The sequence below is a fragment of the Polynucleobacter hallstattensis genome (assembly GCF_018881835.1).
GTDB classification, from domain to species: Bacteria; Pseudomonadota; Gammaproteobacteria; order Burkholderiales; family Burkholderiaceae; genus Polynucleobacter; species Polynucleobacter hallstattensis.
In genome coordinates this window covers 1,017,576-1,037,217 of record NZ_JACVPO010000001.1, presented here as the reverse complement: position 1 = coordinate 1,037,217, position 19,642 = coordinate 1,017,576, and the positions used below count along the sequence as shown (strand labels likewise).

The window sequence follows — 19,642 nt, the reverse complement described above, 5'->3', positions numbered from 1 at the left end:
TCACTTATGCGCTGGATAGGAATCGACCCCGGTTTACGAACAACAGGTTTTGGTGTGATTGATGTCAATGGCCAAAAGCTGAGCTATGTAGCCTCTGGGACAATTGAAAGTGGTGATCCAGACCAAGGCCTTCCTGTGAGATTAGGAATCTTGTACGCGGGCATTAAAGAAGTGTTGCTGACTTATCATCCAGAGCAAGCGGCTATTGAAGAAGTATTTCTCAACGTCAATCCTCGCTCCACCCTCATGCTGGGGCAAGCTCGAGGCGCAGTAATTGCTGCTTTAGTATCTGATAAGCTCCCCGTTGCTGAATACAGCGCACTGAGAGTAAAGCAATCCATCGTAGGAACCGGTAGAGCCACTAAGCCACAAGTTCAAGAAATGGTGAAACGTTTGCTGCGTCTGAGCCGCGCCCCGGGAACGGATGCTGCAGATGCTTTGGGGGTAGCGATTTGCGCTGCACATCATGCCCAAATCCCAAAAGCAATTACTACCGCTCTTGCACCCAAAAAGAGTAGCAAGAAATAACAATCTAAACAGGTTAAGATCTTTACATGATTGGTCGCATTCAAGGAATTCTCGTTTCAGTTCATCCTCCCCGCCTCTTGGTGGATTGCCAAGGTGTTGGCTATGAGATCGATGTGCCCATGAGTACCCTGTACCAATTGCCAGAGACCAATCAAAAAATTACACTACTCACCCACTTCCAAGTCCGAGAAGATGCGCAGCAGCTGTTTGGATTTGCCACTGAAACTGAGCGTGAAGCATTTAGACAACTGATCAAGATCAGCGGCGTTGGTTCTCGCACAGCACTTGCGGTACTTTCTGGCATGAGCGTCAATGAATTAGCGCAAGCGATTGCCATGCAAGAGGCAGGGCGTCTAACTCAAGTACCTGGAATTGGTAAAAAGACTGCGGAGCGTCTTTGCCTTGAGCTGAAAGGGAAGCTAGCTCCAGATTTAGGAATTATTGGCGGTAAGCCTCAGGTAGTTGAAGCAAGTAGCGAGGTATTACAAGCCCTATTGGCGCTGGGGTATTCAGAAAAAGAGGCTCATCTTGCCCTCAAACAAATCCCGCCAGATACCACCGTATCAGATGGTATCCGCATGGGTCTGAAATACCTCTCGAAGTCTTCATAACTAGTCACCTAAACACCACTACACTTGCAGTATGGCAATCCACACAGAAGACCTTAGCTCAATCCCCGAAGATTTACCAGAAAGCAATGACCGCATTGTTAGCGGTTCAGCGGGCAATTCTGAAGCCGTTTTTGAAAGGGCCTTGCGCCCAAAACAACTTGACGAGTATGTTGGCCAAACAAAGGCTCGCGCCCAATTAGAGATTTTTATTACAGCGACCAGAGCAAGACAAGAAGCACTTGACCATGTTCTCCTCTTCGGCCCTCCTGGACTTGGCAAGACTACTCTAGCCCACATCATCGCGAGAGAGCTTGGCGTGAACTTACGCCAAACCAGTGGGCCGGTTCTGGATAGACCTGGTGACCTTGCCGCATTACTCACCAATTTAGAAGCGAATGACGTGCTCTTTATTGATGAGATTCATCGCCTCTCTCCAGTGGTTGAAGAGATCCTCTATCCAGCTCTTGAGGATTACAGTCTAGACATCATGATTGGTGAAGGTCCTGCAGCACGCAGTGTCAAGATTGATCTCAAACCATTTACTTTAATTGGCGCAACCACTCGCGCCGGCATGCTAACTAATCCACTACGTGATCGCTTCGGTATTGTGGCAAGACTCGAGTTCTATACGACTGAAGAGCTCACTAAAATTATTACGCGCTCTGCCAGCTTACTCAAAGCTGATATTGACCCTGAGGGGTCAGTTGAAATTGCGAAGCGTGCCAGAGGCACGCCACGTATTGCTAATCGTCTATTACGTCGAGTGCGTGACTACGCCGAAGTAAAAGGCACCGGTACCATTACTAAAGCGATGGCTGACGCAGCGTTGAAGATGCTCGATGTCGACCCCAGCGGTTTTGATGTGATGGATAGAAAATTGCTCGAAGCTATCTTGCACAAGTTTGATGGTGGACCTGTCGGGATTGATAACTTAGCCGCAGCGATCGGTGAAGAGCGCGATACTATTGAAGATGTCTTAGAGCCTTACTTAATTCAACAAGGCTACCTACAAAGAACTTCTAGAGGAAGAGTGGCAACGCGTCAGGCTTATGAGCACTTTGGGCTCACACCACCAAGTAACTCCGCAATAGAATCCTAAGACTTAATTCAAGCTTAACTAAGGCTTACCTTAGCAAACTTACGTTTGCCTACCTGTACAACATAGGTACCGACCTCAACCTTCAATTGCTTATCAACAATTGTTACGCCATCAATCTTTACGCCGTTTTGCTCGATATTACGCATAGCTTCTGATGTCGATGGTGCCAATCCAGCAGCCTTGAGTAGGCTAGCAATCCCTATCGGTGCACCCGAAATATTTACCTCAGGAATATCATCTGGCACACCACCTTTGGCTCGGTGATTAAAGTCTTCTAAAGCTTTTTCAGCAGCAGCTTGTGAATGAAAGCGTGCCACGATTTCTTGTGCGAGCAGCACTTTGCAATCTTTAGGATTTCGGCCGGCAGCAACTTCTTGCTTCATTAAATCAATTTCAGCCATCGGTCGGAATGACAGCAATGTGAAGTAATCCCACATCAACTCATCGGAGATACTCAAGAGCTTGCCAAACATCTCACCAGCAGGTTCGCTGATGCCAATGTAATTTCCTTTGGACTTACTCATCTTATCTACGCCATCCAAACCAACGAGGAGAGGCATAGTCAAAATACATTGCGGCTCTTGGCCATACTCACGTTGGAGCTCGCGACCGACTAAGAGATTAAATTTCTGATCAGTACCACCGAGCTCTAAGTCACTCTTTAAGGCAACTGAGTCGTAGCCCTGCATCAATGGATACAAGAACTCATGCACAGAGATGGGTACGCCACTACGGTAGCGTTTTGTAAAGTCATCGCGCTCTAACATTTGTGCAACGGTATATCTGGCGGCTAACTGAATCATGCCGCGCGCACCTAATGGATCACACCACTCGCTGTTATAGCGGACTTCAGTTTTAGCAGGATCAAGCACCATACTCGCTTGACGATAGTAAGTCTGAGCATTGACAGCAATTTCTTCAGCAGTCAGTGGTGGGCGTGTTGCATTCCGTCCAGAAGGATCACCAATCATGCTCGTGAAATCACCAATCAAGAAAATCACGGTATGACCTAAATCTTGGAGTTGGCGTAATTTATTCAGCACAACCGTATGGCCTAAATGAATATCAGGCGCTGTAGGATCTAAACCCAACTTAATACGCAAGGGAATACCTGTTGCCTGGCTCTTAGCTAGCTTTTGAATCCAATCCGCCTCAACCAATAACTCATCACAACCTCTTTTTGTTACTTCAAGGGCTGCAAAAACTTCGGGGGTCAGTGGGTATTTTTGTTCTGGTTTAGCCGTCATGCTGTATTGGTGAACTGATTCGGTTAAATTAGTATTTAGATTGCTAAAGCATAATTGTCGCATTCCTGAGAACAAAGCCCTGATACCGCATGAATAAGCCCCATCCACTCTATATCGGCCTGATGTCTGGCACTAGCCTAGATGGGATAGATGCCGTACTGGCAAAGATTGAGAAGGCTGACGATACCAGGCTTCTGGGCTCCATAAGCCTTGCCTTTAGCCCTGAATTACGCAAAGCCCTTCTGGACTTACAGAGTCCTGGGGCAAACGAGATTCACCGAGAAAATCAGGCAGCCAATGCCCTAGCGCTAGCTTATGCAGATGCAGTCAAACAATTACTTACTCAGAATGATCTTTCTCCTGGCGATATCAGTGCGATTGGTGCCCATGGCCAGACAATTCGCCATCAAGCTGATCTTGCCCATCATCTGGCCTATACACACCAGACTCTCAACCCAGCACTTCTTGCAGAGCTGACCGGAATTGATGTCATCGCAGACTTTAGAAGTCGCGACCTTGCTGCTGGTGGTCATGGTGCCCCTCTAGTGCCAGCCTTTCATGCGCAACAATTTGCTACAGATAAAAATATCGCGGTATTAAACCTGGGCGGCATTGCTAATCTCACGCTCCTTCCAAGCAAGGGTGAAGTCAAGGGATTTGATTGTGGTCCTGGCAATATGTTGATGGACGCCTGGATTTCGGAACAGCAAGGGCACACCTTTGATGAAAATGGTGCCTGGGCATCTCAAGGCACAGTCGATCAAGCACTGCTTTCAAGAATGATGACCGATGTATTTTTTGCAAAAGCTCCGCCAAAAAGTACAGGCCGTGACGACTTTCATTTAGAGTGGCTGCAAAAGTATATTGGTACAGAAAACATCAACTCAGAGGATGTGCAAGCTACGCTACTGCAACTGACTGTGGACTCGTCACTGCAAGCAGTGCTACGTTATGCACCGCAAACCCAGATTCTCATTGTCTGTGGTGGTGGTGCCCGCAACACTGCATTACTAGACTTATTTAAAGCCAGAGCTAAAGAGATATTTAAAAACTCACTCGATATCATGACCAGCGATATGTTTGGCATTGATCCACAACTAGTAGAGGGTCTTGCATTCGCATGGTTGGCTTGGGCTCATAAAGAAAAACGGCCAGCAAATCTGCCAGCCGTTACGGGAGCGAAAGGTCCTAGGATTCTAGGAGCTTGCTATCCAGCTTAAGTTATTAAGCTTGTTCTTATGCGGAGAAAGAAGAGCCACAGCCGCAAGTTGTTTGCGCGTTAGGATTCTTAATCACAAACTGTGAGCCGTTGATATCTTCTTTGTAATCAATCTCAGCACCAACTAAATATTGGAAGCTCATTGAATCCACCAACAAAGTGACGCCGTTCTTTTCAAATAGGGTGTCATCTTCGTTCACGGCATCGTCAAATGTGAAGCCATACTGAAATCCTGAACAACCACCACCCTGAACAAACACGCGTAGCTTCAATTCTGGATTACCTTCTTCAGCAATCAAGTCAGCCACTTTTGCAGCGGCGCTATCCGTAAACACCAATGGGGTTGGTGGCTCGGCTAAGTCTTGTACTGGTTGCGTAGCTAATTGGGTCATGATTTACTCCTGATTCAAAAGGCGATGGTTTATTTTAGGCTTTTAATTCCAAGTGTGCTGAAGGGTCTTTCCAATTGGTCCTATTATGGTGAAATAGCAATCTGTGTCAATCCAGTGGTCTCAGGCAAGCCAAACATCAGGTTCATACACTGAACCCCTTGGCCTGAAGCACCCTTCACTAGGTTATCCTCAACCACCAAAATCACTAAAGTATCGCCATCACCAGGGCGGTGAATGGCAATCCGCAAACCATTGCTACCCCTCACTGAGCGTGTTTCTGGATGGCTACCCGTCGGCATCACATCTACAAAAGGCTCGCCTTTGTAGAAATCTTCATAGAGCTTTTGGAAATCCACCTTCATTCCAGCCTCAGTCAAACGCACATACAAGGTTGAATGAATACCCCTAATCATTGGCGTTAAGTGCGGCACAAATGTCAGGCCAATCTGATCGTGACCGGCAATAGCCTTTAAGCCTTGAACAATTTCTGGAAGATGGCGGTGGCCTTTAACAGCATAAGCTTTGAAGTTATCAGCAGATTCTGACAATAAAGTCCCAATTTCTGCCTTGCGTCCAGCACCTGAGGTACCCGACTTAGAGTCAGAAATAATATGCATGCCATCAATGAGCTGTTTACCACCATTAGACTTTGGTGAAAGCAGTGGAGCAAGTCCAAGCTGCACAGAGGTGGGGTAACAACCAGCTAAACCCACGACGCGGGCTTTTTTGATTTCTTCACGATTGATTTCCGCCAAACCATAAACCGCTTCAGCCAAAATTTCTGGGCAGCCATGTTCCATACCGTACCACCTAGTAAATTCTTTGACATCTTTTAAACGGAAGTCGGCAGCCAGATCCAAAATCTTCACATTGTTTGCAAGCAATTCTTTTGCTTGTGCCATTGCTACGCCATGTGGTGTTGCAAAGAACACGACATCACATTCATTTAATTTGGCTTCATCCGGTGTAGTGAACTTGAGATCAATGCGACCACGCAAAGAAGGAAACATCTCAGCGACTGGCATGCCAGCTTCTGTGCGAGAAGTAATTGCCTCGATCTTGACTTCGGGGTGCTGCGCCAACAAGCGCAGTAGCTCCACTCCGGTATATCCAGTGCCACCTACGATGCCAACTTTAATCATGCCATTCTCCAAAATACCGACAGATGAATTTTATCTCTCTAATACCTAGATTGTAGAAACAAAAAGGGCCGCTTGCGCGACCCTTTCGATTAAACTGAAGCGACTGAGAGAATTAGCGCTTGCTGAACTGCTTACGACGACGCGCGCCATGCAGACCAACTTTTTTACGCTCAACTTCACGAGCATCGCGAGTTACCAAGCCTGCTTTAGACAGGGTCGGCTTCAAAGCGTTGTCGTAGTCGATCAATGCACGAGTAACACCGTGACGAACTGCACCAGCTTGACCAGTTTCACCGCCACCGCTAACGTTTACTTTGATATCAAAGGTTGTTAGGTGAGCTGTGAGAGCCAAAGGCTGACGAGCGATCATGCGTGATGTTTCACGAGCAAAGTAAGCATCGATGGGCTTACCGTTAACAGTAATCTCACCTTTGCCAGATTTAATGAATACACGTGCTACAGAGCTCTTGCGACGACCTGTACCGTAATTCCAATTTCCGTAATTAATAGCCATTTGGTTTCCTTAAATCTCTAACGCTTTTGGCTGTTGAGCCGCATGCGGATGACTGGCGTCGCCATAGACTTTTAATTTCTTAATCATGGCATAACCTAGTGGGCCTTTTGGCAACATACCCTTCACAGCCTTCTCTAAGGCACGACCTGGAAAACGATCTTGCATCTTGTCGAAGTTGGTCGAGCTAATACCACCTGGGTATCCGCTGTGACGGTAATAAATTTTGTTCAAGCCTTTTGTGCCTGTGACACGTAGCTTAGAAGAATTGATGACAACAATAAAGTCGCCGGTATCAACGTGTGGGGTGTATTCAGGCTTGTGCTTGCCGCGTAGACGGAGTGCCACTTCACTGGCGACACGACCGAGGACTTTGTCCGTAGCGTCAATCACGAACCATTCATGCACTACCTCGTGGGATTTTGCAGAAAAAGTTTTCATGATTTCTTAAATTGTTATAGTCAAAAAATTACTCCAATCAAATTACGTCCACCTTGGCCCTGCTTATGTTTGCAAGCTCGCAGATTCTGTAATTCACTTGGTAAAACAATTACCGCTGACTGGTTCGGTAATTCAGTAAAGCCTTGAATTGTAACCCAAAAAAAACCCAGGAACGAGTCCTGGGTTGGAATCCACCTATGTTTAAGTGGAGGAGACACTGGGAGGCACATCGATATCTTATATAAGACTGACAGCCAATGTGGTTATTCTACACAAGAAATATGGTGCAACGCAAGAATATTGACCAAAATCAATTTTTTGATGCTTTTTAGCAAAAAATAGCTAATAACTTTAAGCTGTAATTATTGGTAAACTATTGATAATATTGATTAATTTTGTAAATTAGGGGTCGCTAACATGGAATGTCAAGTAAGTTGGTTGGGTAATGGCGGCATGGCGTTTTCGGCAAAAACCGGTAGTGGTCACCAAGTCACAATGGATGGACCCCCCGAAGCTGGGGGCAAAAATAGCGCCTCAAGGCCTATGGAACTGATTTTGGCGGGAACTGGCGGCTGTGCCGCCTTTGATGTGGTTTTAATCCTACAAAAGGCTCGCCAAGAGATTAGCGCTTGCGATGTCCAGCTGACAGCCGAGCGAGCAGAGACTGAGCCCAAAGTATTTACAAAAATTAACCTGCATTTCACGGTTAAAGGCAAAAACCTCGATTTGTCTAAGGTTGAGCGTGCAGTCAAGCTTTCCCACGAAAAGTACTGCTCCGCGACAACCATGCTCGCCAAGACGGCAGAAATTACTTATTCGATCGACGTCCTGAATGACGAATAAGTCTTGAGAAAGTGCAGAGTCAATCGATAAGCCGGATTCTGTCGCCTAGATTTGCATCTAGGGGCAATCATTCCTCTAGGCCGGCAGTTACCTGACGGCTCAAGCTCCCTACCCGCAGACTCAGCGGGACGCCTCATCGCCTGCTTACTTGGGATTGCTCCAGGTGGAGGTTACCGCGTTTCACCGTAACTAAATACGCTCGTCTCTGTGGCCCTATTCCTCACGTCACCGTGGATGGCCGTTAGCCATCACCCTTCCCTATGGAGTCCGGACTTTCCTCCCCCACAATAAAGTGGCGGCGATTGCCCAATTGACTCTGCGCCTGCAGTCTAACGCAGTCGCAGAAATTTAGTCTAAAAATGAATAGCGAAAGTCTTAACTTACTTAAGCCAAGGTCCAAGCAATCGTCTCACCAGCACGAAGCGGCACAATCGTGTCATCACCCAAAGGAAGCTCTGCAGGAATGTTTTGCGCCTGCTTCACCAAAGTTACCTTTTGAGTATTACGCGGCATTAGATAAAAATCTGGGCCGAAGAAACTAGCGAAGCCTTCAAGTTTGTCCAGCTTGCCTACACTCTCAAATGCCTCAGCATATAAACCTAAGGCATTGAAACCACTATAACAACCAGCGCAACCGCAAGCAGCTTCTTTAGCGCCCTTAGCATGGGGCGCACTATCTGTACCCAAGAAAAATCTGGGGTTGCCACTCGTTGCGGCATCTAATAAAGCAACACGATGCTCTTCACGCTTCAGTACTGGCAAGCAGTAGTTGTGCGGACGAATGCCGCCAGAAAAAATTGCATTGCGATTCATTAATAAATGTTGTGGAGTAATCGTAGCAGCGATATTGTTTTTTCCAGCAGTGTGCGCGTCACGAACATAGTGCGCAGCTTGTTTGGTAGTAATGTGCTCAAACACAATCTTGAGCTCAGGAAAATCTTTACGTAAAGGTTCGAGCACTTGATCAATAAACACTGCTTCACGATCAAAGATATCAATATGCGCACTAGTCACTTCACCATGTACTAACAAAGGCATACCGACGGCCTGCATTGCTTCTAGTGCAGCATAACAACGCTTGATATCACTCACACCTGCATCACTGTTAGTTGTCGCTCCTGCAGGGTAAAGTTTAAATCCAACAATGCCAGCATTCTTTGCTTTACGCACTTCATCGGCAGCTGTGTTGTCCGTGAGATATAGGGTCATTAATGGTGTAAAGCTTGTCACACCCAAAGATTGAAGGTTGGCTTCAATACGACCACGATACGCATTTGCCAAATCAACCGTAGTCACTGGAGGTTTCAAATTTGGCATGATGATGGCACGCGCAAATTGGCGCGCAGTATCTGCCAAGACATCTCGCATCACTTCACCATCACGAATATGCAAATGCCAGTCATCTGGCTGAATCAGTTGAATTTGTATTTGGCTATTGGACATAATTATTTATCAAGCAAGATGATGCGAAAGTCATTCACATTTGTCAGTGTGGGACCAGTTTCCACCAAAGCATCAAATTGCGCAAAAAAACCATAGCAATCGTGCTGATCTAGAAACTGTGAAGGGATCAAGCCTTGCTTATTGGCAGCCTGGCGGATCTCAGAGGTAAACCACGCACCGGCATTCTTTTCACTACCATCGATACCATCAGTATCTGCAGCTAAAGCGGAAATATTCGGAAGATCAGTTGATGCCGCGAAGAATGAAAGCAGGTATTCACTACAACGACCACCGCGGCCTTTAATTCCATGAGGAATAGTTACCGTGCACTCGCCACCTGAGATGAGGGCAATTGGCTTATCCATCTTCAAGTGCTGACGTGCTAGAGAAGCTTGCTCTATCCCTACAGCTTGTGCCTCGCCCGTAATAGTGTCACCCAAAATAACGGGCTCGTAACCTTGTGTACGGACATAGTCTGCCGCAGCCTCAAGACTCTTATAGGCCGTAGCAATGACATGATTGCTGACCTCCATATTTTGGAGATCTGCTTCTTTTAGAGTCTCTGGAACTTCACCGGCTACACCACGTTGCAAATGGGATGAAACAGACTCCGGAATAGAGTTAGAACTTAATTGATACTTGGTCAAAATATCCAGAGCATCCTGGTAGGTCGAATAATCTGGAGCGCAAGGACCGCTGGCAATGTCTGCAGGAGAATCTCCCGTCACATCGGAAATCAGCAAGGCTTCAACTCGAGCACCACGTGCAATAGCCAGTCTTGCCAAATTACCACCCTGAATCGCTGACAAATGTTTACGAACGACATTCATCTCTTCAATTGGCGCACCGGAGCGTAATAGCGCTTCGGTTGTCTTGCGCATATCTTCGATACTGATGCCAGCTTGGGGCAAGGTAAGTAAACTTGAACCGCCACCGGAAATTAAGGCAATTAAAACATCGCCAGCTTGTAATTCACCAACCAAGCGATAGACTTCTTTAGCGCCGTCCATACCCGCTTGATCGGGCACAGGATGACCTGCTTCAATAATTTTGATGTGATTAGTAGGAGAGTTGTGCCCATAGCGGGTCAATACCACTCCCTCAATAATTGCATTAGGCCAATGACTCTGAGCATGGGACTCTAGGGCGGTTGCCATTGATGCACTGGCTTTGCCTGCACCCACCACTAAACATCTTCCCTTGGGCTCCGAGCCTTGAGGAAAGATCTTGCTGAGGTATTCAGGAACGATTTTGTTTGGGTCAGCAACCGCTAAAGCTGCGGCAAAGGCATTTTTGAGAATAGTTTCTTGCTGGCTCATGTAGATATTCTAATCAAGAACAATGCGCTCTTGCATTTGCCACATTTCAGCATAGCGACTACCAGCAGCCAATAGCTCTGTATGTGTTCCCCGCTCGACTATCTGGCCATGTTCCATCACTAAAATTTGATCCGCATGAACAATGGTGGAAAGCCTATGCGCAATAATCAAAGTTGTACGGTTTTTAGCCAAGCCAAGTAGCTCTTCCTGAAATGCCCGCTCCGTTTTAGAGTCCAGCGCCGATGTTGCCTCATCAAAAATTAACATTGCTGGCTTTTTGAGTAAGGTGCGCGCAATCGCAACACGCTGCTTCTCGCCACCAGATAATTTCAGACCACGCTCACCTACTTGAGTGTCATAGCCATCCGGGAGATGCTTGATGAAGCGATCGATCTGCGCTGCCCTAGCAGCCTCATGAACCTCTTCAATTGAAGCATTGGGATTGCCATAAGCAATGTTGTAGCCAATGGTGTCATTAAACAAAACAGTATCTTGAGGAACGATACCAATCGCTTTTCGTAAACTCAATTGAGTAACATCCACAATATTTTGATAATCAATGAGGATTTTTCCGGACTGAACATCGTAAAAACGAAACAGTAGGCGGGCTAAGGTACTCTTACCGGCACCGCTCTGCCCTACAACTGCAGTAATAGTGCCAGCAGGGATATTAAAGCTAACATCCTTCAAAATCTCACGTTTGGCATCGTAATGAAATGAGACATTCTCAAAACGAACGTCTGGGCCACGGCTTTGATTACTGATACGCAAAGACTGGGCATTGGGTGCATCCGCAATCTCCTTCTCCGTATTCAGAAGTGAAAACATACGATCCATGTCAGTCAGCGCCTGTTTAATCTCACGATAGATCACACCCAGAAAATTCAGCGGTATATATAACTGAATCATCAAGGTATTAACCAATACCAAATCACCCAAGGTCATAGATCCATCAATCACACCCTGAGTTGCTCGCCATAAAATTAGGACTAATCCAATCGCAATAATTGCTTGCTGCCCAAGATTGAGTACGGCTAAAGATTTTTGTGACTTGACTGCAGCCACTTGGTAGCGCATGAGATTTTGATCGTAACGACTAGCTTCAAAGGCTTCATTACCAAAGTACTTCACCGTCTCAAAATTCAATAAGGAATCAATTGCCTTCTGATTGGCCTTGGAATCCATGTCATTCATGGTGCGGCGGAAATGCGTTCGCCATTCTGTCACCACTACCGTAAAGACAATATAGAGTACCAATGCAACTAAGGTAATGATGGCAAACCACATATCATATGCGTAAGCCAAGTAGCCAAGTACCAAACAAAACTCAATCAGGGTTGGTAGGATGCTATATAGGGAATAGGAAATTAGCGACTGAATACCGCGAGTACCGCGCTCAATATCTCGACTAACTCCACCAGTCTGACGCGCTAAATGAAAGCTCAGAGCCAGCGAGTGTAGATGCTCAAAAACTTGTAGCGCTACTTTACGAACGGCATTTTGAGTTACGCGAGCAAAGAGGGATTCTCTTAGCTCGGTAAATAAAGAAGCAGACACCCGTAAGAGACCGTAGGCTAAGATCAATCCGGCTGGTACTACTAATAAAGCTTGAGGAGAGTCTACTCTGATATTGAGCTCATCAATCAATTGCTTCATCAAAATCGGAATGCCAAGATTAGTCACCTTAGCAGCCACTAAGCATGTCAGAGCAATCGCAACCCTAAACTTGTATTCCAATAGATAGGGGAGTAAATCGCGAATAACTTTCCAGTCGCTACCCTTTGCTGGCTTTGAGTCTGCTACTGAATGATGATGCCCTGATGAATGTCTCATCGCTCTATCTTAGTCAGTTACGCTCTGACGCGCAGAAAATAACTTGAGAATTGCTGCGCCATTACTGGGAGAGAAACATTTATTTGCCGCTTCAGCGTGTGGCAGCCATTGATAGGCAACATGCTCTCTTGGCGCCAATCTGACTAAAACTGCATTTGGAACCAGTAATGAGAACCAATGCTCAGCATTTTTGGTCACTCCAGGAGCGTAGCGATGACGCCATTGCGGATAAATCTCATACTCAATCTGATGATGCATATCCTGTAAGGAGGCTGCTGGAAGAGATTGGACATCAATGCCGGTCTCTTCAAGGACTTCACGCGCAGCGGCAGCACTAAGATCCTCATCAAGGAAATCAATGCTACCAGTAACAGATTGCCAAAAATTGGCTTTATCGGCCCGCTCGATTAGCAAGACCTCCCCATTCGATTTGTAAATGACAACTAAAACCGAAATGGGGATTTTCAAGATGATCTAAATACTGTCTTACTTAAGCAGCAGGTGCAGCTTGACGCAAGCGGATGTGAAGCTCTTTCAACTGACGCTCGTCTACTGGGCTAGGAGCTTGAGTAAGTAAGCACTGCGCACGCTGTGTTTTCGGGAAGGCGATCACATCACGGATAGATTCAGCACCGGTCATCATCGTGACAATACGATCCAAACCAAATGCAATACCACCGTGTGGAGGCGCACCGTACTGCAAAGCATCCAACAAGAATCCAAACTTCGCCTGAGCCTCTTCTGCACCGATCTTCAAGGCACGAAATACCTGGCTTTGCACTGCTTCTTGATGGATACGAACTGATCCACCACCAATCTCGCTACCATTCAGAACCATGTCATAAGCCTTGGCTAAACACTTTCCTGGGCTCGATTCGAGGTACTGCATATGCTCATCTTTAGGGCTAGTGAATGGATGGTGACATGCAACCCAACGGGCATTATCTTCATCATATTCAAACATGGGGAAATCCACTACCCACAATGGTTTCCAACCTTCGGTAGATAGACCATGCTCTTTACCCCAAGCAGAGTGACCAATCTTCAGGCGCAAACCACCAATAGCATCATTAACCACTTTCTCTTTATCAGCACCGAAGAAAATAATATCGCCATCTTTAGCGCCAGTGCGCTTTAAGATGCCTTCGATAGCAGCATCATGCAAGTTCTTGACGATGGGTGATTGCAAGCCATTACGGCCTTCTGCAAGCGAGTTCACCTTGATCCATGCCAAACCTTTAGCACCATAGATCGCTACAAATTGAGTGTAGTCATCAATTTCACTACGACTAATCTCAGCACCGCTAGGTACGCACAAACCAACTACGCGCCCATCCTCTTGGTTTGCTGCACCAGAAAATACTTTGAAATCGACATCCTTCATTAAGTCAGTCAGTTCAGTGAATTCAAAATTCACACGCAGATCTGGCTTGTCCGAACCAAAGCGCGCCATACCCTCTGAGTAAGGCATAGTTGGGAATGGATTTGGCAACTCTACATTCATAGTAGTTTTGAAAATATGACGAATCATGTTTTCAAATAACTCACGAATTTCTAGCTCATCCAAGAAAGCAGTTTCACAGTCGATCTGAGTAAATTCAGGCTGACGATCAGCACGCAAATCTTCGTCACGGAAGCACTTAGTAATTTGGTAGTAACGATCAAAACCAGCCACCATCAACAACTGTTTAAATAGCTGAGGAGACTGTGGCAAAGCAAAGAACTGACCATCATGTACACGTGAAGGCACTAGGTAGTCTCGAGCACCTTCAGGAGTGCTCTTCGTTAACATCGGCGTTTCGATATCAATAAAACCTGCAGCGTCAAGGTAGCGACGGCATTCCATAGCCACGTTATAGCGTAAACGTAAATTCTTTTGCATTTGCGGGCGACGCAAGTCCAAAACACGGTGAGTTAAGCGAGTAGTCTCCGATAAATTCTCATCTTCCAGTTGGAATGGAGGAGTAATAGACGCATTCAAAATCACTAGGCCATGGCAAAGCACTTCAATTTTGCCACTGGCTAGATCATTGTTCTCGGTACCAGCAGGACGTGCGCGAACCAAGCCTTTAATCTGAATACAAAATTCATTGCGAACCTGCTCAGCCAATGCAAACATCTCAGGGCGATCTGGATCGCAAACAACTTGCACAAAACCTTGGTGATCACGCAAGTCAATAAAGATTACGCCACCGTGGTCACGGCGACGATTAACCCAACCAGAGAGGGTAATCTCTTGACCAATGAGTGATTCAGTTACCTGGCCGCAGGTATGGCTTCGCATCGACATAACAATTTCCTATAAATCAAAGATGATGGTTTGACTGAGCAGCATTCAAACCAGTTGAACTGGTGGGAGGAACTGATCCCATTGAAACAATATGTTTGAGCGCCTCTTCGACACTCATCTCTAATTCAATGGTGTGCGCACGTGGGACGATCATAAAAAATCCAGAGGTTGGATTTGGAGTAGTGGGCAGGAAAACATTAACGTAATCCTCGCCCAACTTAGCAGCCACTTCTTTTGCTGGCATACCAGTCTGAAATGCGATCGCCCAAGAATCTGCATGTGGATAGCGAATTAATAATGCTTTGCTAAATGCTTGGCCACTGCCAGAAAATAAAGTGGAGGATACTTGTTGAACACTAGAATAAATCGATCGCACAATCGGAATGCGATTCATCAAGCGGTTCCATATCTTCATCCACCACTGCCCCGCAAAACTGATTGCAAGTAATCCAGTGACCATGATGACTGATATAACAATCAGAATGCCCACACCGGGTAATTCACGGAAATGTTGCAAATCACCGGCAAACTGATTGGGGAATACAGCAATAATGGCATGCATCACAGAACCAAAAACGCCGTCGAGCAGACCTAATCCCCATGCAATCACCCAAATGGTGATTGACATCGGTGCCCACACCAGAATGCCTGCGATAAAGTATTTTTTCATTTGCCCACGCTTACGCTTTGCCTAACCTGGCATTTTAGCGGTTTAAGCGGCAGCCGGGGACAGTCTAGTACAGACCAAGGCCGATTATCAAAATCCCAGCCAAAAAGCCACCCACGAACAGCAAAGCGCCGACCAAAAGGCGATGCGTCCGTCTTTCCTGCATTAAAAGCCCCTTTAAGACCTCTAATTCAGCATTTTGGTCTCTTTGCGGACCGCGCCCTTGCGCCAAACTCTCCGCAATCAGGCGGGGCAAGGTTGGCAGTATTTTTGCCCAAGAGGGCGCTTCACTTTTAAGCCCCTCAACCAATCCACGCCAACCCAACTGCCTACTGATCCATTTTTCCAGAATCGGCTTTGCAGTCTGCCAAAGATCGAGATCAGGATCTAATTCACGCGCTAAACCTTCCACATTTAGCAATGTCTTTGATAGCAGAGATAGTTGTGGCTGCACTTCGACCTTAAAACGACGAGATGTTTGGAACAAACGAACCAGAACAATGCCCAAAGAGATGTCTTTTAAAGGTCGATCAAAGTAAGGTTCGCAAACGGAGCGTACCGCACCTTCTAATTCTTCCACACGGGTATCTGCAGGCACCCAACCAGATTCCACATGCAATTCTGCTACACGCCGGTAATCTCGATTAAAGAAGGCTAAAAAATTAAGCGCCAAGTAGTTTTTATCGGTCTCACTTAATGCGCCAACAATTCCGAAATCCAAAGAAATAAATCGCCCAAAACTATCTGGCTCCAAGCTAATCATAATATTTCCAGGATGCATATCTGCGTGGAAAAAACCATGTTCGAATACTTGGGTAAAAAATATCTCCACACCCTCTGCCGCTAATTTTTTGAAATCTACTCCAGCGGCACGTAACTCATCAAAACGACCGATAGATATACCGTTCATTTTTTCCATGACAATCACATTGGTGTGACATAAATCCCAATACATTTCTGGAATCATGAGCTTGTCTGAATCAACAAAATACCTTCTCAACTGACTGGCATTAGCAGCCTCACGCATGAGATCGAGCTCATCATGCAGATGTCTATCAAACTCCGCCACGTTTTCAGTTGGCTTTAAACGACGACCATCAGAAGATAATTTTTCAATAATTTTTGCTAGGTCATACATTAGAGCAATATCACTCTCAATAACCGGGAGAATGCCTGGACGTAAGACCTTGATCGCAACTTCTCGTCCATTCCATTCTGGATGCCTCTCAGTGGCACGCAAAGTTCCAAAATGTACCTGAGCTACAGAAGCGCTAGCTACCGGTGTTGCATCAAAACTAATAAAGACTTCTTCAATCGATAAACCCAGCGCCTTCTCAATTAAGAGTCGTGATTCTGTATTGGAAAATGGTGGTACTTGATCCTGCAACTTTGCTAATTCATTGGCGATGTCTTCTGATAATAAATCACGTCGAGTAGAAAGCACTTGTCCAAATTTTACAAAGATCGGGCCGAGCGCTTCTAAGGTCAGGCGGATACGCTCACCCCTAGGTAGAGATTGTCCTGGTGATATCCAACAAAGAATAGTTAATAGACCACGAGAAATACCAGGCTTCAGAATATCGCGCAGTAGTGGCAATAAGCCATAACGCCATGCGGTAAAGAAAATGAAATAGAGACGGGCTAAACGACGCACAATGAATTAACCTTTTCGCTCTAAAATTTGGATGCGCTTTTCTAGGCGATCAACCGCATCACGCAACACATTTAATTCATTCTTACGAATTAAAAAATCTCGTTTATTCAAGAGGACTTTTCTTTCTTCACTGACATATTCAATTACATTTTCTATTAGATCGGTCGCTGCAGATTTCCCAGCAGAAATGAATTTCTTACCTTGCCGTACAGCAAAGTTTGCAGGTGCATCTCCAATGAAGCGCGCTAGGTCTTCCTCATACTCCCACCGAATTTGCCCTGCTAATCGACCCAATAACTGTGCCAAGTCAGCATCGCCAGTAATCCTCACCGACTTCATTGCTTGCTCCCGCAAGTTGCCAGGGCCACCAGCTAAAGCGCTCAAAGCTTCAGGTGAAACTTCCAACTCTAATGACGGGGTATCCGCATGAGTCAAGGCAAGCAGGGAGCCCTCCGGCGCTATCTCAAAAAAAAGCTGCCCAATCGGCAAACTGAGCAAAATGACTTTGCCAGCATGGCGCGCCAATTCACCCATAGCCCATGGCTCAGCTTTCAGGATGTGATTTATTCCTCGGCAAGCGGCAGACGCTGCAATATGGTGGGTGGTGGGAGATACGGTGTTCATCAGTGTAAAAAACCCGCACAAGTGCGGGCTTTCGGTGGAAAGTACTACAAGCTTAAACTAACTGGGAGATACCCGCTAGTACCCAGCCTCCAGGACCGCTTACCGGCTTGCTAAGGTTCCACACTTCAGAGAAACTATTTGCTTGTGCACCTACTTGTTCACGAATCATGCCCGTGAACTGAACGCTACAGTAGTACGTATTGTCAGCTGTCTCAATTCCGAGCAACTGTGCATTGAGTGTCACTACATCGGTTTGATTAGCGCTGTCAGCACGTCCGGCCAGATCTTGCTCAATCGTGGCATACATCTCCGCGGTGGTGTACTCACGCAATGCAGCTAAATCGCCCTGATCCCACGCTTTTTGTAAGCCTGAGAAAAACTGTTTAGCGTTATCCAAAAATGCGTACTCATCAAACCCTGGCGGCAACGTTGATTGAAATGGTGCAGGCTCAGAAGCAGCAACACCACCGAATGCACTAGCAGTTGGTGTAAACGCAGGCTCTTGTCTTGGCGCCTGATCTAGATTGCTACGCTGCATACCTTGCGCAGTCATTTGAGGACTCTTATTAGCGCCAGATAAAGCAGGCATCATTTTTCTCATGATGAACATGATGGCAAATCCAGCTAGAGCTGCAATCAGTAAGCCAGTAATCAATGAGGATGCGCCCTCACCTAAACCAAAATGGGATAAGAGAAAACCAATACCAAGACCTGCAGCTAAGCCACCTAAGATTCCACCCATGCCACCAAAGCGACTTGGTGCTGGCGCTTGAGGAGCTGCAGCTGGTGCCGTTGGTTGCGCTTGTTGAGTTGGCTTTTGTGCGGGAGTAGCTTGTTTTTGCATTGGTGCACTTGGTGCCTTACCGACACTTTTACCGCTACCTAGACGGGCAGCATTGGCATGACCAACGGTAGCAAATATTAAGCTAACGCTTAACAGAACTGCTTTGAAGAAATGCTTACTCATATTTTGATCCCCTATAGAACTACTCTAATTCTTGACCAACAAAAACTACAAAAACACTAGTATTTAATACCAATATGGAGCGCAACGATACCCCCAGTCATTCTATGGGTATCTACCTCGTCAAAACCCACTCCCAGCATGATGTCTTTAAGGGCTTGGGCATCCGGATGCATCCGAATAGATTCAGCCAGATAGCGATAGCTCTCAGAATCTTGGGCAATCTTTTCTCCCAGCCAAGGCAACACCTTAAATGAATAGGTGTCATAAATGGGCCCTAAAAAGGCATCCGGTTTCGAGAACTCCAGCACCAACACTCGACCACCAGGCTTAATTACTCTGAGCATCTCAGCCAAAGCAACGTCCTTATGAGTCATGTTTCGCAAGCCAAACGCCACTGTCACCACATCAAAGTGATTCGCGGGGAAAGGGATTTTCTCCGCATCGAACTGAACGCAGGGTAAAGCTAGTCCCTGATCGAGAAGGCGATCACGGCCAACTCCCAACATGGAAGCATTGATGTCACTTAGCCATACTTGAGCTTCAGGGTTATGGCCCCAGCCTGCTGCACGTGCAAAGGCAGTAGCTAAGTCGCCCGTACCGCCGGCAATATCCAATACTTTTTGACCAGGGCGCACTTGAGCACGAGCAATCGTCACTTTTTTCCACAAGCGATGAAGTCCAAATGACATCAAATCATTCATGACGTCATATTTACTCGCTACAGAATGAAATACCTCAGCGACCTTACCTGCTTTTTCAGCCTCATCAACGCTTTGGTATCCAAAATGGGTCTTACTCATATTCTTCTTTAC

20 protein-coding genes and 1 other RNA gene are annotated in these 19,642 nt (G+C 46.3%); 5 read left to right on the top strand and 16 right to left on the bottom strand.

Annotated elements, in window-relative coordinates; genetic code table 11:
• Positions 1 to 6 precede the first annotated feature (6 nt).
• The 3 genes from ruvC to ruvB are packed head-to-tail and all read left to right on the top strand — an operon-like array spanning position 7 to position 2,238.
• Positions 7 to 528 (top strand): crossover junction endodeoxyribonuclease RuvC, encoded by a 522-nt coding sequence (gene ruvC, locus ICN26_RS05515; protein ID WP_216267452.1) that lies wholly within the window; start codon positions 7 to 9, stop codon positions 526 to 528.
• 26 nt (positions 529 to 554) lie between these two features.
• On the top strand, positions 555 to 1,139 hold the full coding sequence (ruvA, locus tag ICN26_RS05510) for a Holliday junction branch migration protein RuvA (protein ID WP_216267451.1): 585 nt from the start codon (positions 555 to 557) through the stop codon (positions 1,137 to 1,139).
• Between the two features lie 31 nt (positions 1,140 to 1,170).
• Positions 1,171 to 2,238: a Holliday junction branch migration DNA helicase RuvB gene (ruvB, locus tag ICN26_RS05505; protein ID WP_216267450.1), complete on the top strand. Its 1,068-nt coding sequence runs from the start codon at positions 1,171 to 1,173 to the stop codon at positions 2,236 to 2,238.
• 14 nt (positions 2,239 to 2,252) lie between these two features.
• On the opposite strand, the gene tyrS is transcribed toward ruvB, so the two are convergent.
• Positions 2,253 to 3,485 carry a tyrosine--tRNA ligase gene (tyrS, locus tag ICN26_RS05500; protein WP_216267449.1) on the bottom strand — a complete coding sequence of 411 codons (1,233 nt, stop codon included), beginning with the start codon at positions 3,483 to 3,485 and terminating at the stop codon, positions 2,253 to 2,255.
• An 89-nt stretch (positions 3,486 to 3,574) separates the two neighbouring features.
• Here tyrS and ICN26_RS05495 point away from each other — a divergent pair, with 89 nt between their 5' ends.
• Positions 3,575 to 4,705 carry an anhydro-N-acetylmuramic acid kinase gene (locus tag ICN26_RS05495; protein ID WP_216267448.1) on the top strand — a complete coding sequence of 377 codons (1,131 nt, stop codon included), beginning with the start codon at positions 3,575 to 3,577 and terminating at the stop codon, positions 4,703 to 4,705.
• Between the two features lie 16 nt (positions 4,706 to 4,721).
• On the opposite strand, the gene erpA is transcribed toward ICN26_RS05495, so the two are convergent.
• From erpA to rplM, 4 genes are all read right to left on the bottom strand, one after another.
• Positions 4,722 to 5,096, bottom strand: coding sequence for an iron-sulfur cluster insertion protein ErpA (erpA, locus tag ICN26_RS05490; protein WP_215305360.1), 375 nt, complete (start codon positions 5,094 to 5,096; stop codon positions 4,722 to 4,724).
• A gap of 83 nt (positions 5,097 to 5,179) precedes the next feature.
• Entirely contained in the window at positions 5,180 to 6,238 is a 1,059-nt protein-coding gene (gene argC, locus ICN26_RS05485; protein ID WP_216267447.1) for an N-acetyl-gamma-glutamyl-phosphate reductase, read from the bottom strand.
• A gap of 112 nt (positions 6,239 to 6,350) precedes the next feature.
• Entirely contained in the window at positions 6,351 to 6,752 is a 402-nt protein-coding gene (rpsI, locus tag ICN26_RS05480; protein ID WP_015422033.1) for a 30S ribosomal protein S9, read from the bottom strand.
• Positions 6,753 to 6,761: 9 nt separating this feature from the next.
• On the bottom strand, positions 6,762 to 7,190 hold the full coding sequence (gene rplM, locus ICN26_RS05475) for a 50S ribosomal protein L13 (protein WP_015422034.1): 429 nt from the start codon (positions 7,188 to 7,190) through the stop codon (positions 6,762 to 6,764).
• 417 nt (positions 7,191 to 7,607) lie between these two features.
• Here rplM and ICN26_RS05470 point away from each other — a divergent pair, with 417 nt between their 5' ends.
• Entirely contained in the window at positions 7,608 to 8,033 is a 426-nt protein-coding gene (locus ICN26_RS05470; RefSeq protein ID WP_046330856.1) for an OsmC family protein, read from the top strand.
• Between the two features lie 11 nt (positions 8,034 to 8,044).
• Here ICN26_RS05470 and rnpB read toward each other — a convergent pair.
• The 11 genes from rnpB to ubiE form a co-directional block, all read right to left on the bottom strand.
• Positions 8,045 to 8,351: RNase P RNA component class A (gene rnpB / locus ICN26_RS05465), an RNA gene on the bottom strand.
• A gap of 66 nt (positions 8,352 to 8,417) precedes the next feature.
• On the bottom strand, positions 8,418 to 9,476 hold the full coding sequence (gene pyrC, locus ICN26_RS05460) for a dihydroorotase (RefSeq protein WP_216267446.1): 1,059 nt from the start codon (positions 9,474 to 9,476) through the stop codon (positions 8,418 to 8,420).
• Between the two features lie 2 nt (positions 9,477 to 9,478).
• Positions 9,479 to 10,795, bottom strand: coding sequence for a glycerate kinase type-2 family protein (locus ICN26_RS05455; RefSeq protein ID WP_216267445.1), 1,317 nt, complete (start codon positions 10,793 to 10,795; stop codon positions 9,479 to 9,481).
• A 9-nt stretch (positions 10,796 to 10,804) separates the two neighbouring features.
• Entirely contained in the window at positions 10,805 to 12,628 is a 1,824-nt protein-coding gene (locus ICN26_RS05450; RefSeq protein WP_216267444.1) for an ABCB family ABC transporter ATP-binding protein/permease, read from the bottom strand.
• Between the two features lie 9 nt (positions 12,629 to 12,637).
• The gene (gene nudB, locus ICN26_RS05445) at positions 12,638 to 13,096 is read right to left on the bottom strand and encodes a dihydroneopterin triphosphate diphosphatase (RefSeq protein WP_216860368.1); all 459 of its coding nucleotides are present in this window, start codon (positions 13,094 to 13,096) and stop codon (positions 12,638 to 12,640) included.
• Positions 13,097 to 13,118: 22 nt separating this feature from the next.
• On the bottom strand, positions 13,119 to 14,918 hold the full coding sequence (gene aspS / locus ICN26_RS05440; protein WP_216267443.1) for an aspartate--tRNA ligase: 1,800 nt from the start codon (positions 14,916 to 14,918) through the stop codon (positions 13,119 to 13,121).
• Positions 14,919 to 14,934: 16 nt separating this feature from the next.
• Positions 14,935 to 15,588, bottom strand: coding sequence for a DUF502 domain-containing protein (locus ICN26_RS05435; RefSeq protein ID WP_216267442.1), 654 nt, complete (start codon positions 15,586 to 15,588; stop codon positions 14,935 to 14,937).
• Between the two features lie 64 nt (positions 15,589 to 15,652).
• Complete coding sequence (gene ubiB / locus ICN26_RS05430; protein WP_216267441.1) at positions 15,653 to 17,239, bottom strand: ubiquinone biosynthesis regulatory protein kinase UbiB; 1,587 nt, start codon at positions 17,237 to 17,239, stop codon at positions 15,653 to 15,655.
• A 6-nt stretch (positions 17,240 to 17,245) separates the two neighbouring features.
• Entirely contained in the window at positions 17,246 to 17,863 is a 618-nt protein-coding gene (locus tag ICN26_RS05425; protein ID WP_216267440.1) for a ubiquinone biosynthesis accessory factor UbiJ, read from the bottom strand.
• A 52-nt stretch (positions 17,864 to 17,915) separates the two neighbouring features.
• Positions 17,916 to 18,830: a Tim44 domain-containing protein gene (locus ICN26_RS05420; RefSeq protein ID WP_216267439.1), complete on the bottom strand. Its 915-nt coding sequence runs from the start codon at positions 18,828 to 18,830 to the stop codon at positions 17,916 to 17,918.
• Between the two features lie 56 nt (positions 18,831 to 18,886).
• Positions 18,887 to 19,630, bottom strand: coding sequence for a bifunctional demethylmenaquinone methyltransferase/2-methoxy-6-polyprenyl-1,4-benzoquinol methylase UbiE (gene ubiE / locus ICN26_RS05415; protein WP_216267438.1), 744 nt, complete (start codon positions 19,628 to 19,630; stop codon positions 18,887 to 18,889).
• Positions 19,631 to 19,642 lie beyond the last annotated feature (12 nt).

Excerpts from the sequence above, each read along its gene's own strand:
- pyrC (WP_216267446.1), bottom strand. The coding sequence starts at position 9,476 with ATGTCCAATAGCCAAATACAAATTCAACTGATTCAGCCAGATGACTGG.
- ICN26_RS05435 (WP_216267442.1), bottom strand. The coding sequence starts at position 15,588 with ATGAAAAAATACTTTATCGCAGGCATTCTGGTGTGGGCACCGATGTCA.
- ruvA (WP_216267451.1), top strand. The coding sequence starts at position 555 with ATGATTGGTCGCATTCAAGGAATTCTCGTTTCAGTTCATCCTCCCCGC.
- ICN26_RS05425 (WP_216267440.1), bottom strand. The coding sequence starts at position 17,863 with ATGAACACCGTATCTCCCACCACCCACCATATTGCAGCGTCTGCCGCT.
- ICN26_RS05450 (WP_216267444.1), bottom strand. The coding sequence starts at position 12,628 with ATGAGACATTCATCAGGGCATCATCATTCAGTAGCAGACTCAAAGCCA.
- ubiE (WP_216267438.1), bottom strand. The coding sequence starts at position 19,630 with ATGAGTAAGACCCATTTTGGATACCAAAGCGTTGATGAGGCTGAAAAA.
- aspS (WP_216267443.1), bottom strand. The coding sequence starts at position 14,918 with ATGTCGATGCGAAGCCATACCTGCGGCCAGGTAACTGAATCACTCATT.
- rplM (WP_015422034.1), bottom strand. The coding sequence starts at position 7,190 with ATGAAAACTTTTTCTGCAAAATCCCACGAGGTAGTGCATGAATGGTTC.
- tyrS (WP_216267449.1), bottom strand. The coding sequence starts at position 3,485 with ATGACGGCTAAACCAGAACAAAAATACCCACTGACCCCCGAAGTTTTT.
- ruvC (WP_216267452.1), top strand. The coding sequence starts at position 7 with ATGCGCTGGATAGGAATCGACCCCGGTTTACGAACAACAGGTTTTGGT.
- rpsI (WP_015422033.1), bottom strand. The coding sequence starts at position 6,752 with ATGGCTATTAATTACGGAAATTGGAATTACGGTACAGGTCGTCGCAAG.
- erpA (WP_215305360.1), bottom strand. The coding sequence starts at position 5,096 with ATGACCCAATTAGCTACGCAACCAGTACAAGACTTAGCCGAGCCACCA.
- ICN26_RS05420 (WP_216267439.1), bottom strand. The coding sequence starts at position 18,830 with ATGAGTAAGCATTTCTTCAAAGCAGTTCTGTTAAGCGTTAGCTTAATA.
- ICN26_RS05495 (WP_216267448.1), top strand. The coding sequence starts at position 3,575 with ATGAATAAGCCCCATCCACTCTATATCGGCCTGATGTCTGGCACTAGC.
- ICN26_RS05470 (WP_046330856.1), top strand. The coding sequence starts at position 7,608 with ATGGAATGTCAAGTAAGTTGGTTGGGTAATGGCGGCATGGCGTTTTCG.
- argC (WP_216267447.1), bottom strand. The coding sequence starts at position 6,238 with ATGATTAAAGTTGGCATCGTAGGTGGCACTGGATATACCGGAGTGGAG.
- ruvB (WP_216267450.1), top strand. The coding sequence starts at position 1,171 with ATGGCAATCCACACAGAAGACCTTAGCTCAATCCCCGAAGATTTACCA.
- ICN26_RS05455 (WP_216267445.1), bottom strand. The coding sequence starts at position 10,795 with ATGAGCCAGCAAGAAACTATTCTCAAAAATGCCTTTGCCGCAGCTTTA.